This window comes from Candidatus Methylomirabilota bacterium (assembly GCA_036001065.1).
Taxonomy (GTDB): Bacteria; Methylomirabilota; Methylomirabilia; order Rokubacteriales; family CSP1-6; genus MNEF01.
Genome location: DASYUQ010000034.1, coordinates 1 through 15,166, shown reverse-complemented (window position 1 = coordinate 15,166; position 15,166 = coordinate 1). Strand labels below are relative to the sequence as shown.

14 protein-coding genes and 1 tRNA gene are annotated in these 15,166 nt (G+C 70.2%); 5 read left to right on the top strand and 10 right to left on the bottom strand.

Annotation, left to right across the window (positions count from 1 at the left end):
- Positions 1-771, bottom strand: a 771-nt coding sequence (locus VGV13_03265; protein ID HEV8640098.1) for an endonuclease MutS2, incomplete at its 3' end; no start/stop codon positions are given.
- Positions 772-887: 116 nt separating this feature from the next.
- Positions 888-1,082, bottom strand: a complete 195-nt coding sequence (rpsU, locus tag VGV13_03260; GenBank protein HEV8640097.1) for a 30S ribosomal protein S21 — start codon at positions 1,080-1,082, stop codon at positions 888-890.
- 182 nt (positions 1,083-1,264) lie between these two features.
- On the opposite strand from rpsU, the gene VGV13_03255 reads away from it, so the two are divergent.
- Positions 1,265-2,500 (top strand): sodium:proton antiporter, encoded by a 1,236-nt coding sequence (locus tag VGV13_03255; GenBank protein HEV8640096.1) that lies wholly within the window; start codon positions 1,265-1,267, stop codon positions 2,498-2,500.
- Here the strand turns inward: VGV13_03255 and pth are convergent.
- The 7 genes from pth to VGV13_03220 form a co-directional block, all read right to left on the bottom strand.
- Entirely contained in the window at positions 2,497-3,027 is a 531-nt protein-coding gene (gene pth, locus VGV13_03250) for an aminoacyl-tRNA hydrolase (protein HEV8640095.1), read from the bottom strand. The genes VGV13_03255 and pth overlap by 4 nt on opposite strands.
- A 14-nt stretch (positions 3,028-3,041) precedes the next feature.
- Complete coding sequence (locus VGV13_03245) at positions 3,042-3,737, bottom strand: 50S ribosomal protein L25 (protein HEV8640094.1); 696 nt, start codon at positions 3,735-3,737, stop codon at positions 3,042-3,044.
- Positions 3,738-3,750: 13 nt separating this feature from the next.
- Positions 3,751-4,689, bottom strand: coding sequence for a ribose-phosphate pyrophosphokinase (locus VGV13_03240; GenBank protein ID HEV8640093.1), 939 nt, complete (start codon positions 4,687-4,689; stop codon positions 3,751-3,753).
- A gap of 19 nt (positions 4,690-4,708) precedes the next feature.
- Positions 4,709-4,783: transfer RNA gene (locus tag VGV13_03235), tRNA-Gln, on the bottom strand.
- 57 nt (positions 4,784-4,840) lie between these two features.
- A complete protein-coding gene (gene ispE, locus VGV13_03230; GenBank protein HEV8640092.1) occupies positions 4,841-5,794 on the bottom strand; it encodes a 4-(cytidine 5'-diphospho)-2-C-methyl-D-erythritol kinase in 954 nt (317 codons plus the stop codon).
- Between the two features lie 66 nt (positions 5,795-5,860).
- Positions 5,861-6,625 (bottom strand): hypothetical protein, encoded by a 765-nt coding sequence (locus VGV13_03225; protein ID HEV8640091.1) that lies wholly within the window; start codon positions 6,623-6,625, stop codon positions 5,861-5,863.
- The gene (locus VGV13_03220) at positions 6,600-8,786 is read right to left on the bottom strand and encodes a DciA family protein (protein HEV8640090.1); all 2,187 of its coding nucleotides are present in this window, start codon (positions 8,784-8,786) and stop codon (positions 6,600-6,602) included. Before VGV13_03220 ends, VGV13_03225 begins: the two co-directional genes overlap by 26 nt.
- Before the next feature lie 102 nt (positions 8,787-8,888).
- Between VGV13_03220 and rlmD the strand changes: the two genes are divergently transcribed.
- From rlmD to VGV13_03205, 3 genes are all read left to right on the top strand, one after another.
- Complete coding sequence (gene rlmD, locus VGV13_03215) at positions 8,889-10,256, top strand: 23S rRNA (uracil(1939)-C(5))-methyltransferase RlmD (GenBank protein HEV8640089.1); 1,368 nt, start codon at positions 8,889-8,891, stop codon at positions 10,254-10,256.
- Positions 10,257-10,317: 61 nt separating this feature from the next.
- Positions 10,318-11,235 carry a nickel ABC transporter permease gene (gene nikB / locus VGV13_03210; GenBank protein HEV8640088.1) on the top strand — a complete coding sequence of 306 codons (918 nt, stop codon included), beginning with the start codon at positions 10,318-10,320 and terminating at the stop codon, positions 11,233-11,235.
- The gene (locus tag VGV13_03205; GenBank protein ID HEV8640087.1) at positions 11,232-12,143 is read left to right on the top strand and encodes an ABC transporter permease; all 912 of its coding nucleotides are present in this window, start codon (positions 11,232-11,234) and stop codon (positions 12,141-12,143) included. Before nikB ends, VGV13_03205 begins: the two co-directional genes overlap by 4 nt.
- Before the next feature lie 15 nt (positions 12,144-12,158).
- Here VGV13_03205 and VGV13_03200 read toward each other — a convergent pair whose 3' ends face one another.
- Complete coding sequence (locus tag VGV13_03200; protein ID HEV8640086.1) at positions 12,159-12,743, bottom strand: VanZ family protein; 585 nt, start codon at positions 12,741-12,743, stop codon at positions 12,159-12,161.
- A gap of 153 nt (positions 12,744-12,896) precedes the next feature.
- Here VGV13_03200 and VGV13_03195 point away from each other — a divergent pair.
- The coding region (locus VGV13_03195) for a DEAD/DEAH box helicase (protein HEV8640085.1) at positions 12,897-15,166 on the top strand (2,270 nt) is incomplete at its 3' end.

Sequence of the window (15,166 nt, the reverse complement as noted above, 5' to 3'; positions counted from 1 at the left end):
CCGCGCGTCGTCCACCACGGGCGCCACCGCGTCCATGCGCTCGGCGAGGTCGCCGCGCGCGAAGACGAGGTCGAGGCGTCCGAGGTCGTCGACGAGCGTCTCGAGCTCGGGGCCGGCCGCCCGCACCGCGTCGGTGAGCGCCTCGAGGACGCGGATGACCTCGGCCTGCTCCTCGCGCTCGGCCTGGACGAGGTCGTTGTTGGCCTCCACCGCCTCGTCGGGCTCCATGAAGAGCGTGGCGCCGCTCTGGGAGCGATCGTGCACGATGCCCCGCAGGCGGCTCCGGGCGCCCGCCACCACGGGCAGTACATAGCGGCCGTTGCGCACGGTGACGTACCGCTCCTGGAACAGGTGCTCGGCGCCCGGCCGCTGGAAGAAGCCCTCGAGGCGGCGCACGATCTCGCGCCGGAGGTCGCGCAGCCGCTGGCGCAGCTGACGCAGCTCACGGCTCGCCTCGTCGCGCACCTGGCCCTCGTCGTCGAGGGACCGGCGCAGGAGGTCGGCGAGGCCCCGCGGGGCGGGCAGGCGCGCGAGCGCGGCGCCGAGCTCGGGCGCGACGGGGACGATGCCCCGGCCATACGCGGTGAGGCGAGCCGCCGCCTCGAGCAAGGGGATCAGCGGTAGCAGGGCGAGGCCGTCGGCGACGGCGCCGGGCGTCGCCGCTTCCCGGAGAAGGGGGCGCACATCGGGAATGACCTCCCAGGGGGGTGAGCCTGCCGTGCCCAGCGCCAGGCGGGCGGCGGCGGTGTCGTGGAGGGCGGCTCGGACCATCCCGAGGTCGGCACTGGGAGTGAGCCCCGCCGCCCGCTCCCGACCCATCGGGGTCCGGGTGTGCGAGGCCAAGAGGGCCCGGACCTGGTCCCATTCGACCCCGCCACTCCCGGCAGCTAGTCGGACATCCGCTCCCGTTTCTTGGCCTTCTTGCGCGCGGCCAGCGTCTTCCGCTTCCGCTTGACGCTGGGCTTCTCGTAGTGCTGGCGCTTGCGCAGCTCCGACATGAGCCCGGCCTTCTCGCACTGCTTCTTGAAGCGCTTGAGGGCGCTCTCGAAGGACTCGTCGGGCTCCACGATGACCTTGGTCACTCGACCCCCCCCTCCCGCGGTCGCACCGACCACTTTCTGGGTAAACGATAACTATATACCATCGGATCGCGCGGTCCGCTACCGAAAGGAGCCTGGGCGCCGCCTTTCCCCGTTGCGTCGTCGGCGTTCCCTACTACACTAGCGGCGCCGTCATGGCGCACTGACGAGAGGAAAGCGAGCCGCTGGGGAGCCCACCGCCAGTCTATACGGTCCTGCCCTTCGTCGCGATGCTCCTCGCGATCGCCGTCTGCCCCCTCTGGGTTCCCCACTGGTGGGAGTCGAACCGGAACAAGTCGCTCGTCTCGGCATGCTTGGGGCTGCCGATCCTCGTCCTCTACCTCGCTCGGCAGCCCGCTGCACTCGTCCACATGGCGGAAGACTACGTATCCTTCATCGTCCTCCTGGGCGGGCTCTACGTCATCTCCGGTGGCATCCTCCTGCGGGGGGACCTCGTGGCCACGCCGTCGACGAACACCGGGTTCCTGGCCATCGGCGCCGTCCTGGCATCGTTCATCGGCACCACGGGGGCCTCCATGCTGCTCATCCGGCCGCTCCTGCAGACCAACCGGGAGCGCCGCCGCGTGAAGCACACTGTCATCTTCTTCATCTTCCTCGTCTCGAACATCGGCGGCATGCTGACCCCGCTCGGCGACCCGCCCCTGTTCCTGGGATATCTGGAGGGCGTGCCCTTCACGTGGACGTTCCGGCTCTGGGCCCCCTGGGCCCTCATGGTGGGCGCCCTGCTCCTGACCTATTTCGTGTGGGACACCACGCAGTACGCCCGAGAGCCGATCAGCGCGCTGCGCCTCGACCGAGCCCAGGTCGAGCCCCTGCGGATGGACGGCAGCCCGAACGTCCTCGGGCTGGGCATGGTCGTGTTGGCGGTCGCCTTCCTGCAGGCGCCGTTCCGCGAGGCCGCCATCGTAAGCCTCGCCGGCCTCTCCCTCTGGCTCACGCCGCGGCAGATCCGGCGCGCCAACAGGTTCACGTACTACCCGATCTCCGAAGTGGCGGTGCTCTTTTTCGGCATCTTCCTCGCCATGATTCCCGCGCTCGAGCTGCTCCGGATTCGGGGCGGGGAGCTGGGCGTGCGGGAGCCCTGGCAGTTTTTCTGGGCCTCCGGGATGCTGTCCTCGTTCCTCGACAACGCGCCGACCTACCTGACTTTCCTGGCGCTGGGGCAGGGGCTCCACCTGGCCAACGAGGTGGTGGGGATGCCGCAGGCGATCCTCGTCGGGATCAGTGTCGGCGCCGTCGCCATGGGGGCCAACACCTACATCGGCAATGCCCCCAACTTCATGGTCAAGTCGATTGCGGATGAGGCCGGGATCAAGATGCCGAGCTTCTTCGGCTACATGCTCTATAGCGGAGGAGTCCTGCTGCCGCTGTTCGTCCTGGTGACCGTGCTCTTCTTCTAAGGTCCCTGGATGAGCCCGAGCACGCGCTCGGCGGCGGCGGCCACCGCCGCGTCGACAACGGGCAGCTCCTCGGGCTCGAAGGGCGCCAGCACGTGGTCCGGGACCTCGTCCTTCCGATCGGGCCGCCCGATGCCCACCTTCACCCGCCGGATCTCCTGGGTCCCGAGCGCCTCGATGACGGACCGGACGCCCTTGTGGCCGCCGTGGCTACCCTTCATGCGCGCGCGGATGGTGCCCAGAGGGAGATCGATGTCGTCGTAGACCAGGATGAGATCGGCGGGGTCCGCGCCCTGTTGGCGGAGCGTCTGGCCGATGACGGGGCCGCTGACGTTCATGAAGGCCAGCGGCTTGACGAGCGCGACTGCTGCTCCGCGCCACTGCCCGCGGGCGACCATGGCCTGGCCGTCACGCCGCCAGGATTTGCCCAGCATCTGCGCGAGCAGGTCCAGCACGCGCTGGCCCACGTTGTGGCGGGTGGCGCGATATTCCGGCCCCGGGTTCCCGAGCCCCACCACCACGTGGGCCACGCCAGCGTGCTCCGCTACTTCTTGGCCTTCTCCTTCTTGCCCTCTTCGGCCGGCGCCGCCTCCTCTTCCTTCGGCTTGCGCTCCGTGAGGACTTCCGGCTCCGTCGTGACCGCCGCGACCTCCGCAGCCGGTACCGGCGGCGCTTCCTCCGCCATCGGCGGGGCCACCGTGACGACGGCCTGGCCCGGGTCGTTCAGGATGCGCACGCCCTCCGGCACCTTGAGATCGGCGACCGTCAGCACGTCGCCGATCATGAGCGCCGTCACGTCGGCGTCGATCCGCTCCGGGATCTGGGTCGGCAGGCACGAGACCTCGACCTCGTGCATGACGGTGTTCAGGATGCCCTGCTGCTCTTTTACGCCCGCTGCCTCGCCCACCGGGTGCACCGCCACCCGGACGGTGATCGCCCGGTCCGCCGTGACCTCCTGGAGATCGACGTGGAGCAGGTCCTCGCTGACCGGATCGAACTGCATGGCGCGAATGATGGCCATGCGCGCAGCGCTCTCGCCCTCGATCTTGAGCGTCAGCAGTTGGGTCGATCCCTGGTGGCCGTGGATGATGCGGAGCACGGCGCGCGGGTCGACGGTGACGGACTCCGCCTTGACGCCGCCGTAGAGCACGGCCGGTACCGCGCCGGCGCGGCGCAGCCGTTTGGCGACCTGACGGCCGGTCCCCTCGCGGCGTTTGATCGTCAGCTCTTGGATCTGCATGGGAGGCTCCCTTTCAGACGAACAGAGTCGACACGGATTCCTCGTCGTGGATGCGACGGATCGCCTCGGCCAGGAGCGGCGCCACGCTGAGCACCGTGAGCCGGGCGGCGCGCTTTTCCGACGTGACCGGGATCGAGTTGGTGACGACGGTCTCCTCGAGCGGCGCGGCCTTGATGCGCTCGATCGCCGGACCGGAGAGGACGGGGTGCACGCCGCAGGCCAGAATCCGGCGCGCGCCCTCGCGCTCCAGCGTCGTCACGGCTTGCACCAGCGTCCCCGCGGTGTCGATCATGTCGTCGATCACAACGGTGTCCCGGCCCCGCACCTCGCCGATGAGGTGCATGGCCACCGACTGGTTGGGCCCCTCGCGTCGCTTGTCGATGATGGCCAGGGCCCCCCGCAGGCGCTTGGCGATGGCGCGAGCCCGCTCGACGCCGCCAGCGTCGGGCGAGACGATCACCGCGTCCTTGAGGTCCTTCTTGCCCAGGTAGTCGATGATGACGGGGGCGGCGAACAGGTGATCGACCGGGATATTGAAGAAGCCCTGGATCTGCCCGGCGTGGAGGTCGAGGGCCAGCACGCGGTCGACGCCGGCGGCTTCCAGCAGGTCGGCGACGAGCTTGGCGGTGATGGGCACCCGGGGTTGCACCTTCCTGTCCTGCCGCGCGTAGCCGTAGTAGGGGAGCACCGCGGTGATGCGCCGCGCCGAGGCGCGCTTGAGCGCATCGATCATGATCAGCAACTCCATCAGGTTGTCGTTCACGGGCGGGCACGTCGGCTGGATCACGAAGACGTCGGTGCCCCGCACGTTCTCGTTGACCTGCACGAACACCTCGCCGTCGGAGAAACGCGACACCTCCGCGTCGCTCAGGGGCAGGTGGAGGCACTGCGCGATCTCCTCGGCCAGAGGACGGTTCGCGGTCCCCGTGAACACCTTGAGGTCGTAGGTCATCGTGCTCCTCGCCAGACGGTGGTTGGGGCGGGAGGATTCGAACCTCCGAATACGGGATCCAAAGTCCCGCGCCTTGCCGCTTGGCCACGCCCCACCGTGAGTCTCCTCATTTGCCGAACCGTTCGCCGCCGGCCCGCCCCGCCTCTGTTCATCAGCTCGCCTCGGGCGGGCGGGACTCTCCAGCGTCGCTCGCCTCGGGCGCAGGGGCCTCAGCCCCTGGCCGCCCTGCGGCTCGCCCTGCGTCCATGGCCCTGACTCGGACCGCGGGGCCGCGCGTCGTCCGCACCGCCCAGCACGCCCACGACGCGCGGGTCAGCCGCGCGCGAATCTGCCGGGCGTGCTCGAAGGAGCGCGCCACGCCGAGGACCGTCGGTCCGCTGCCTGACATGGTCGCGCCCAGCGCGCCCGCCGCCAGCAGCGCCGCCTCCATCCGCCCGATCTCGGGGTGATGCCGGGCGACGACTCCCTCGAGCCCATTGTAAAGGCTCGCCGCCACGCGGGCCGCACGCCTGCTCCGGAGGGCATCCAGCAGCGCCTGCGTGCGCTTGCCGTCCGTATACATCTGGGGCGTGACCCGCCGGTAGGCCTCCGCGGTGCTCGACCCGAATCCCGGGTTCACCAGGACCAGCGCCAGCGCGCCTCCGACCACCGGCTCGAGCGTCTCGCCGCGACCCGTCGCCAGCGCGGTGCCCCCCCGCAGGAAAAACGGCACGTCCATCCCGAGCGTCACCGCGAGGTTCGCCAGTCGCGGCAGGGGCCAGCGCAGGCCCCAGAGGCGGTTGAGCCCCAGGAGCACCGCCGCCGCGTCGGCCGATCCGCCGCCGAGACCTCCGGCGACCGGGACCCGCTTGTCGAGGGTGATCCGCGCGCCTCGCGCGACCCCCGCCGCTTCGCGCAGCGCCAGCGCCGCGCGTACCGCGAGGTTCGTCGAGTCGGTCGGCACGCCGGGAGCGCTCACGCGAAGCGCAAGCGTCTCGGCGTCTTCCAGGATCAGCCGGTCGGACAGGTCCACGGTCTGCATGACCGTGGCGATCTCGTGATAGCCGTCGGCGCGCTTGCTCAGAACCTCAAGAGCCAGGTTCACCTTGGCCGCGGCACTGAGCACGAGGCGACGACCACTCCCCGACCCCCTCGACAAGGCACATCAGCCTAGCACGCGTGCCCGGAGGCGTCAATGTAACCGCTCGGTTTTGGCGCTCTCCGGCACGGTAAATCGGAAGCGGTCGGCCTCGATGCCGGCGTCGAACACCGGGTCGCGGTAGCGGACCGACCCGGTCAGGTACGCCTGCGCCGCGCTCAGGTCGAATCCCAGCGGTCGCCCCTCGGCGTCGCGCAGGTACGTCACGCGCGCCTCGTAGCGGCCCCCCGTGATCTCGAGCTGGCGGACGACGCCGCTCTCGAATTCCATCCAGATACGCTGGCGGTTGACGCGACCGATCAGCTCGAGCGACCGGCCGTACTCGTTCGGCGGCAGCAATTCGGCGACGCGCAGGTCCTTGGGGGGCACCGCGCGCCCGGCCAGCACGCCGACGAGGTCATCGGGATCGAAGGGCAGCTTGAGCAGCCGCGCGGCGGTATCGGCCGTGGCCGGGCCGATGACGGCCTCATTGGACGCCACGTTGTAGGCGGTGAGCTGGCCGTCGTGGATCGTCACCAGGAGCCAGGGCTGACCGAGGGGCGAGAGCGCCTCGAACCTGACCGAGGCCGGCGCCTTCGCCAGCAGGACGCCGGTCAGGGCCTGCTGTTCGCCGCCGCGCTGGAGGCGAATGTCGGCGAGGGTGCGGAGGTCCGAGAAGTCGCGCCAGCGTGCGACCAGCAAGGCGATGGCCCGGCGGGCGTCCTCGGAGATGGGTTGGCGCGGCGGCGGCAGCACGCGCGCGCAGCCGGCCAGCACCAGCAGGAGCGCGGCGCTACTGAGAAAGCCGCGACCGCTCACCCTTGACCCGCTGCTGACGGCTGCGCAGCTCCTCGAGCTTCTTCTTGACACCGTCGGCGGTCGGATCCAGCTGGAGCGATTTCTCCCACGCGGCGAGCGCGTCTTCGGTCAGACCGTTCTTCGCATACGCGTCGCCGAGGTGGTCGTAGATGACGGGATCGGGTTCCTTGGCCTTCTCCACGGCGCGCTTCAGCTCGCGGAGCGCGTCGCCGTAGCGGCCCTGCTGGTAGTACGCCCAGCCGAGACTGTCGATGAAGTAGCCGTTGTCGGGCTCGAGATCCAAGGCCTTGCTGATGAACTGAATCGCCTCGTCGAGATTCTGGCCGCGCTCGGCGTACATGTAGCCGACGTAGTTGTAGGCCTCGGCGTGCTTGGGATCGAGCGCGATGACGCGACGGAACGCGCGGACGGCATCGTCGAACCGCTGCTGCTTTTCATAGACGACGCCGAGCTGGAAGTGGAGGTCCTTGTTCTTGTCGTCGAGCGTCAGGCCTTCCCGGAGCGTCTCGATCGCGCGGTCGTACTGCTTGCCCCGGAAATAAGCCGTCCCCAGATAGAGGAACAGCTCCGGGCGCTTGGGCTCCAGGTTCACCGCCTCGCGCAGCACGGCGACCGCCTGGTCGTGGTGCTTGGCCCGCCCGTGCAGGAAGCCCAGCTGCACCCGCGCGTCGATCGAGCGCGGGTCGAGCCGGAGGATCCGCTCCAGCTCGGCGCGGGCGTCGTCGTCGCGCCCCCCATCCATCAGGGTCGTGGCCAGGAAGTAGCGCGCTCTCAGATTGTTGGGCTCCAGCAGCACGCCGCGCCGGAACGCCTCGCTGGCCTTGTCCCAGATCTTCTGCTCGTAGTAGACGGCGCCGAGCTTCATCCACAGGCGCGCGTCACGGGGCGCGTTCTCGGTGAGCGTCTCGATCTCGGCCTGGGCCTCCTTGAAGCGGCCGAGCCGGATGAGAAGATCGCTCAGGCGCTCCACGAACGCGGGATTGTCCGGGTTGGTCTTGATGGCCCGCCGGTAGATCTCCACCGCCTGCTCGGCCTGGTGCTTGGCCTCGTACGCGTAGCCCAGCGCCGTCCAGGCGCCGTCGTGATCGGGATCGAGATCGACGGCCTGGGTGAGCCGCGCGATCGCCTCGTCGAGGTTCTCGGTCTCAATGGCCAGCCGCCCCAGCAGGAACTGTACCTGGGCCAGCCGCGGTTGGCGCTCGGCCAGCCGCAGCAGGACCGCCCGGGCGCGATCGTAGGCCTTCTGCTCGACGTGGAAGCGGGCCAGCGTCAAATACGGCTCCTCGGCGGTCGGGTTCAGCGCGATGACCTTCTCCAGCTCGCCCTCGGCGTCCGCGTATTTCTTCTGCTGGCGCAGGAGCTCGGCCAGAGTGAGGTGGGAGATGGGATCCTGGGGCGCCAGGGCCACGGCGCGCCGGGCCGCGGCGATGGCCTGCTCGGGCGCATCGGCGCGCGCCAACCCCTGAGCCATCTCGCGCCAGAGGAAGGCCGAGCTGGAGTCGCGCTTGACCGCCTCTTCCAGCGCCACCACCGCATCCTTGAACCGGCCGGCCTGGGCGTAGAGCTGGGCCACGCCGTAGTGGTAGTAGGCCTCGGCGGCCGCGCTCGGTTGGGTCAGCGTCCGCCGCGGGGTCCCGTCCGCCTCGGCCGTCACCCGGCCCTTCATCGCGCAGCCCGCGGCCAGCGCGCCGGCCAGGACCAGCGTCGCGACGGCCACCGGAGACCGCCGCGCCTTCGTCATCAGGCGCCGGGCCGCCCTCCGGAGGTCCTCATCGGCGATGGCGGTCACCGCGTCGTCGATCTCGCGCGCGTCGTCCGCGCTCAGCGGCTTCGGCCGCGGCTGGCCGGCCTGGGGCGCGGCGCTCTCGGGTGGCAGCGCTCCCTGGACGAAACGGAGGGCGCGGACCTCCGGGAAGTGGGCGGCCAGGCGCGCGGTCAGATCAGGCGACCGCAGCGTCAGCTCGTGCAGCCAGGGGGAGTTGTCCACCACGACCTCGAGACAGGCGTTGGCGAAGCGGAGCGGATGCGCCCGCCGCGCGGTGTCGGTGCCGACCATCGCGCTCCACGCCCGGCGGATCCTCTCCTCCAGCAGACGCTCCCGCAACTCGGGCATCGCGCTCAGAATCAGGTCGCCGACAGCGCGCGGCGTCGATTGCTTCACAGGTCGCTATCATATCACCCCCGCATCGCGCGACGTGGCCAGCGTGAGTCGCGCACGGTAAATTGACTCGCCTCCGACCCCCCCTTTATAGTGGCCTGACCCATGGCAAAGCCGCGGCGCGGCGAACTCCTCGAGCTGACGATCGACGATCTCGCGTTCGGCGGCGAGGGCGTCGGCCGCGTGAACGGCTACGTCATGTTCGTGCGCGGCGCCATTCCCGGCGATCGCCTGCGGGTGCGAGTCACGGAGACCCGCGCCCGTTACGGCCGCGGCGCCATCGAGGCGATCGAGTCGCCCTCCCCGCAGCGCGTGGCAGCCCCGTGCCCGTACTTCGGCCGGTGCGGCGGGTGCCGGCTGCAGCACGTGGCCTACGAGGCGCAGCTGGCCTTCAAGGAGAAGCAGGTGCGCGACTGTCTCGAGCGGCTGGGCGCCGTCCCGGCCTTCGAGCTGCGTCCGATCCTGCCGGCGCCCGCGGCGTACGGCTACCGCAACAAGATGGAGTTCACCGTGGCCAGCGCCGGCGGCGCGCCGGTGATCGGCCTGCACGAGGCCGACCGTTACGACGTCGTGCTCGACATCGAGCGGTGCCTGCTCCAGTCGGAGACGATGAACGCGCTCCTCGACGAGGTCCGGACCCAGGCGCGGGCCCGCGGACTGAGCGTCTGGGACCAGGAATCGGGGCAGGGGCTCCTGCGGTTCGTGACGCTGCGGGAGGGGCGCTACACGGGGGCCGCGATGGTGAACATCGTCGCGGCCGCGCCCGACGTGGAGACCCTGGCGCCCGTGGGCGAGCGGCTGAAGGCCCGCGTCCCCGCCACGGCCAGTGTGGTCCTCAACGTCAACGCCAAGAAGGCCGCGGTCGCCGTGGGCAGCGAGGAGCACGTCCTCGTCGGTCGCGACCACATCACCGAATCCCTCGGCGGTCTCACCTTCCAGGTGTCCGCGAACTCGTTCTTCCAGACGAACACCATCCAGGCCGAGCGGCTGTTCGCGCTGGTCGAGGAGGCCTGCGGGCTGACCGGGGCCGAGACCGTCGTCGACCTCTACTCCGGCACCGGGGCCATCAGCCTGCTCCTGGCCCGCCGGTGCCGCCACGTCTACGGGATCGAGGTGGCGGCCGCCGCCGTCGCCGACGCCGTCGGCAACGCGCGGGCGAACGGGATCGAGAACTGCACGTTCCTGGCCGGGGAAGTGCGCCACGTGCTGCCCACGCTGGTGCGGGACGGCGTCCGGGCGCAGATCGTCGTGGCCGATCCGCCGCGCGCCGGATTCCACCCGAAGGCGCTGGGCGCGCTGGTCGCGCTCGGGCCCGCGCGGATCGTCTACGTCTCGTGCAATCCGGCGACGCTTGCCCGCGACGTCGGCGATCTCCTCCGCCAGGGCTATCGTCTGGAGTGGGTGCAGCCCATCGACATGTTCCCGCAGACGCCTCACATCGAGGCGATCGCCCGTCTCCGACGGGCGGAATGAGGCCCCGCCCGCCGGGCGCGCCCCGCCCGGGACCGGGGCCGGGCCGGCCGGGGCCGGTGCCATGAAGATCTACCTCGTCCGCCGCCTGCTGCAGTCGCTCCTCGTCCTGCTCGGCGTGTCCTTCGTCGTCTTCTTCATCCTGCATCTGACCGGCGACCCCGCCCTCGTCCTCCTCCCGCCGGACGCCACGGCGGAAGAGATCCGTCGATTCCGCGAGACCATGGGGTTCAATGACCCGTTCCTCGTCCAGTACGGGCGCTTCCTGGCCGGCGCGCTGCGCGGCGACTTCGGCCAGTCCGTGCGGCACGGCGAGCCCGCGTTCGGGCTCGTCGCCGAGCGCATGCCGGCCACGTTCGAGCTCTCGGGCGCCGCGCTCCTGATCGCGCTCTGTCTGGCCATCCCGACGGGCATCGTCTCCGCCGTCCGCCGCAACACGGCCATCGATTACGTCTCGACGGTGGGAGCGCTGCTGGGCCAGTCGATGCCGACCTTCTGGCTGGGGATCATGCTCATCCTCATCTTTTCCGTGCAGCTCGGCCTGCTGCCCTCGTCCGGGCGGGGGACACCCCAGCACCTGATCCTGCCGTCCATCACGCTGGGGCTCTTCACGACCGCCCGCATCATGCGGCTGACTCGCTCGGGGATGCTGGAGGTGCTCGATCAGGACTACATTCGGACGGCGCGGGCGAAGGGCATGCCCAACCCGCCCATCGTGTGGAAGCACGCGCTCAAGAACGCCGCCATCCCCATCGTCACCATCGTGGGCATCGAGCTCGGCACCCTGCTGGGCGGCGCGGTGATCACCGAGACGATCTTCGCCTGGCCGGGCGTTGGGCGGCTCAGCGTGCAGGCGATCTACAACCGCGATTACCCCGTGGTGCAGGCGGCGGTGTTTCTGCTGGCCTCCACGTTCGTGCTGGTCAATCTGGTAGTGGACGTCGTCTACACCTATCTCGACCCGCGGATCCGACTGCGGTGAACCGCACGGTCGAGGCGGCCGCGCTGCCGGGGGCGGAGCGCTCGCCGGCGCTGCGCGAGTGGGTGGCCTTCGCGCGGCGCCTGGCCCGGCGGCGGACGGCGCTGGCCGGTCTGATCGTCGTCGCGCTCGTGATCGTCACCGCGCTGACGGCGGCCTGGCTGTCGCCCTTCGATCCCATCGAGCAGGACATCGGCAACCGGCTGAAGCCCCCGGGCTGGCGCGACACCACCGGCCAGCTCCATGCACTGGGCACCGACCACCTCGGGCGCGACCTGCTCGCGCGCGTCATCTTCGGGGCCCAGCCCGCGCTGTTGGTCGGCTTCGCGGCGGTCCTGATCTCCGGGATGCTCGGCATGATGGCCGGGCTCCTCTCGGGCTACTTCGGGGGGCGGATCGACGACGTGCTGATGCGCCTGGCCGACATCCAGCTGGCGTTTCCGTTCGTCCTGCTGGCCATCGCCGTCATCGGCCTGCTGGGGCCGAGCCTGTCCGTCATCATCGTGGTCATCGGCGTCTCCAGCTGGGTCGTCTACGCGCGCGTCGTTCGGGGCGCCGTGCTTTCGCTCCGGGAGCGCGAGTTCGTGCAAGCGGCACACGCGCTGGGCAGTCGCGACGGGCGCGTGCTGGTGCGCCACATCCTCCCCAACGTGTTCACGCCGTGGCTCGTCGTCGCCACCCTAGATATGGCGCGCGTCATCGTCATCGAGTCCGCCCTGTCGTTTCTGGGGCTCGGGGTCCAGCCGCCGAACCCGACCTGGGGCGGCATGCTGGCGGACGGGCGCGTCTACATGTCCACGGCCTGGTGGCTCGCGACGTTCCCGGGCCTCGCGATCCTCTTCACCGTGCTGGGCATCAATCTGTTCGGCGACGGTCTGCGCGACACGCTCGACCCCCGCCTCAAGGTCTGAGCGCCGTCGCGCCGGTCACGGAGCCCGGGGCCGGCGCCGGCGCACGATGAGCGTGAAAAGCGCGGCCGGCACGGTGAGCCACAGCACACCCGATGGCACGCCGATGCTCACGTTGAGGACGAGCACGAGGACGCCCCCCGCGACGGCGGTCCACAGGAGTACGGTCGTCGCCGCATCCGCCGCCGCGCGCCAGCCCCGGCGGCTGACCAGCACGGCCGCCAGCGCGCCCGTGGAATCGAGCGCGACGTCCCCCAGGCTGGCGGTACGGGAGATGAAGAAGGACTGGTGAGCCTCGTCGGTGCCTGCCAGGGCGACGCTGATCGCGAGCGCCGCCCAGGCCGCCGCGCGGGCCGACCACCCGTTCCCCCCGACGAGGGCGCGGAACCACAGCGCGGCGAGGGTCGCATACTCGGTCAGGTGGGCGGCCTTGCGGGCCAGGGCGTGAAGCGCATCTCGCTGGAGCGGCGTGGCCCCGGGCAGGAGCCAGGTGAGGACGGGCGCCAGGAGGCGGCCCGTCTGCTCGGCGCTCCCCGCGTCCGACGAGAGCCACAGGACCACGCCCATCCAGGCGATGGGCGGCACCCAAGCGGCGAAACGCACGATCAGGGGAACCTCCTTTGCGCCCAGTCTACTCCCGCGCCCGCCGGCTTCTCGCTCCTGGTCGTGGCCATCCTGGCCATCAAGGAGGAAGGTCGCCCTCATCCCGTCGGCGCCGGTTCGGTTTCCGGCGACGACCGTGATAGAGTTGGCGCGATGCTCGGTGAGATCCTCGACGATCTCTTGACGTCGCCGTCGACCGGGCCGTGCATCACGACGCTCCGCCAGTTCCCGGCGCGCCCGCCCGTCCTGGTTTCCTTCTCCACGTCGCTCGATCCACGGCTGGCGGACGCGCTCCGCGGGCGCGGCATCGGGCAGCTGTATTCGCACCAGGCGCGCGCCTGGGAGCTCGTCGACAAGGGCCACCACGTCGTCGTGGTCACGCCGACGGCGTCGGGCAAGACACTTTGCTACAACCTGCCGGTGTTGCAGTCGCTGCTGGCCCAGCCCGACGCGCGAGTGCTCTACCTGTTCCCCACCAAGGCGCTGGCCCAGGACCAGCTGGCCGAGCTGGAGGAGCTGGCCAAGAGCCTGCCCGCGCTGCGCATGTTCACCTACGACGGCGACACGCCCCAGGACGCGCGGCGGGCTGTCCGGGCGCGCGCCAATCTGGTGCTCACCAATCCCGACATGCTGCATTCGGGGATCCTGCCGCACCATACGAAATGGGCGGTGCTCTTCCAAAACCTTCGTTATGTGGTCATCGATGAACTTCATGCCTACCGAGGCGTCTTTGGCAGCCATGTCGCTAACGTCATTCGTCGCCTCAAGCGCCTCTGTCGGCATTACGGCTCGGCCCCGCAGTTCATCATGGCCTCGGCGACGATCGCCAATCCGCGCGAGCTGGCCGAGCGGATCATCGGCGACAGCGTCGAGGAAGTGTCGGAGAGCGGGGCGCCCACCGGCGACAAGCTCTTCCTCTGCTACAACCCCCCGGTCGTGAACCCCGAGCTGGGCATCCGCGCGCCGTACCTGGGGGAGGCCGCGCGGCTGGCGACTCGGTTCCTCAGGGAGAAGATCCCGACGATCGTCTTCGCCCAGAGCCGGCTGGCGACCGAGGTGCTGCTGACGGCGATCAAGAGCAGTGTCGCCGACAAGACCGGCGACGCCGGGATCGTGCGCGGCTACCGGGGCGGCTACCTGCCCAGCCGCCGGCGCGCGGTCGAGCAGGGGCTCCGGTCGGGCGAGGTGCTGGGCGTCGTGTCCACCAACGCGCTGGAGCTCGGGGTGGACATCGGGCACCTGGATGTCGCCGTGCTGGCGGGCTACCCGGGTACCATCGCCTCGCTCTGGCAGCAGGCGGGCCGCGCCGGTCGGCGGTCCGGCGCGTCGGCGGCGCTGTTCGTCGCCACCAGCGCGCCGCTCGATCAGTTCATGGTGACGCACCCCGACTATCTCTTCGGCACCCCGCCCGAGCACGCCCGCATCAACCCCGACAACCCGTTCATCCTCGTCAACCATCTCAAGTGCGCCGTCTTCGAGCTGCCCCTCGGCCCCGGGGCCGCGGGCGAGGAGTTCGAGCGCTTCGGAGAGGTGGACGTGCGGCGCTACCTGGCTGCGCTCGAAGACGAGGGGTTGCTCCACAGTGTCGGCGGGCGGTGGCACTGGGCCTCCGAGATCTATCCGGCCGACCACATCTCGCTCCGGACGGTCACCAGCGACAACTTCCTGGTCATCGACACCACCGCGCGCGACGACAAACAGACCAAGCGGCGGCAGATCATCGCGGAGGTGGATTGGGGGAGTGCCTTCGCCACGATCTATCCCAAGGCCATCTATCTGGTCGAGAGCGAGCCCTACGAGGTGCAGGAGCTCCGCTTCCGCGAGGACGAGGAGAAGGTCGCCTACGTCAAGCGCGTGACCGTGGATTACTTCACCGACGCCGTCAGCGCCAAGGGCGTGTGGATCCTCCGGCGCCTGGCCGAGCGCGAGCACCCGGCCTACGTGGCCGAGCAGGGCGAGGTGCTGGTGGCCGAGAAGGTCGTCGGCTTCAAGAAGATCAAGATGGCCACGCTCGAGAATGTCGGCTCCGGCGAGGTCGAGCTGCCGCAGCAGGAGAAGCAGACGACGAGTGTCTGGCTGACGGTCCCGCCGGACGTGCTCGCGCGCGTCAGCCCATCTCGGGAGGAGTTGATCGACGCGCTGCGCGGCGTGACGTACTTGCTCCATCATCTGGCGCCGCTCTTCTTGCTCTGTGACGTGCGCGACCTCGGCTCGTGGTTGGGTGACACGACGCCGGCGGAGACCGGTGCCGTCGCCACGCGCGACTCGGCCCGGGCGCGGCTGCTCGAGGCGGAGCAGTTCAAGCCGACGATCTATCTCTACGATGCCCACGCGGGCGGGATCGGGCTCGCCGAACGCCTGTTCGAAGTGTTCCACGAATTGCTGCGTCACGGCCTCGCGACACTCGAGGGCTGCTCGTGCCG